The organism is Ideonella azotifigens (assembly GCF_021043325.1).
In the GTDB taxonomy this organism is placed as follows: Bacteria; Pseudomonadota; Gammaproteobacteria; order Burkholderiales; family Burkholderiaceae_C; genus Ideonella; species Ideonella azotifigens.
Genome location: NZ_JAJNKD010000055.1, coordinates 1 through 819 on the forward strand (window position 1 = coordinate 1; position 819 = coordinate 819).

Here is an 819-nt window from a genome sequence, read left to right on the forward strand (position 1 = left end):
GGCGTCATGTACGAGGAATACCAACTCTACGGCGCACAGGAACAGGCCAGAGGCCACAACCTGGCCGTCTTCAACAGCCCCGCCTCCATTGCCAACCGCATCTCCTACTGGTGCAACTTCAGCGGCCCCAGCCTGGCCCTGGACACCATGTGCTCGTCCTCGCTCACCGCCATCCACCTGGCCTGCCAGAGCCTGCGGCAAGGCAACTGCAGCGTGGCGGTTGCCGGCGGTGTCAACGTCTCGGTGCACCCCAACAAGTATCTGATGCTCGCCCAGGGCAAATTCATCTCCGGCAAAGGCCGCTGCGAAAGCTTCGGCCAGGGCGGAGAAGGCTACGTCCCCGGAGAAGGCGTGGGCGCCATCCTGCTCAAGCCCTTGGCCCAAGCCCAAGCTGATGGTGACCACATCTACGGCGTCATCAAAGCCAGCGCCATCAACCACGGCGGCAAGACCAACGGCTACACCGTCCCGAACCCCAACGCGCAAGCCAAAGTCATAGAGCGCGCACTCAGAGACGGCGGCATCGACGCGCGGGACATCAGCTACATCGAAGCCCATGGCACCGGCACCAGCCTGGGCGACCCGATCGAGATCGCAGGCTTGGCCAAAGCCTTCGGCCAATGGACAAGCGACAGGCAGTACTGCGCCATCGGCTCGGCCAAATCCAACATCGGCCACTGCGAAAGCGCAGCCGGCATTGCCGGCGTCACCAAAGTCCTGCTGCAACTCAAGCACCGCCAGATCGCGCCCAGCCTGCACTCCAGTGTCCTGAACCCCAACATCGACTTCGAGGCCACGCCCTTCGTCGTGCAGCAGGAG

General features: G+C 63.6%; 1 protein-coding gene. It reads left to right on the forward strand.

Going from position 1 to position 819, the window contains the following annotated elements:
• Window positions 1–819: beta-ketoacyl synthase N-terminal-like domain-containing protein (locus LRH25_RS32585; protein WP_231013297.1), on the forward strand; the 819-nt coding region annotated here is incomplete at both ends.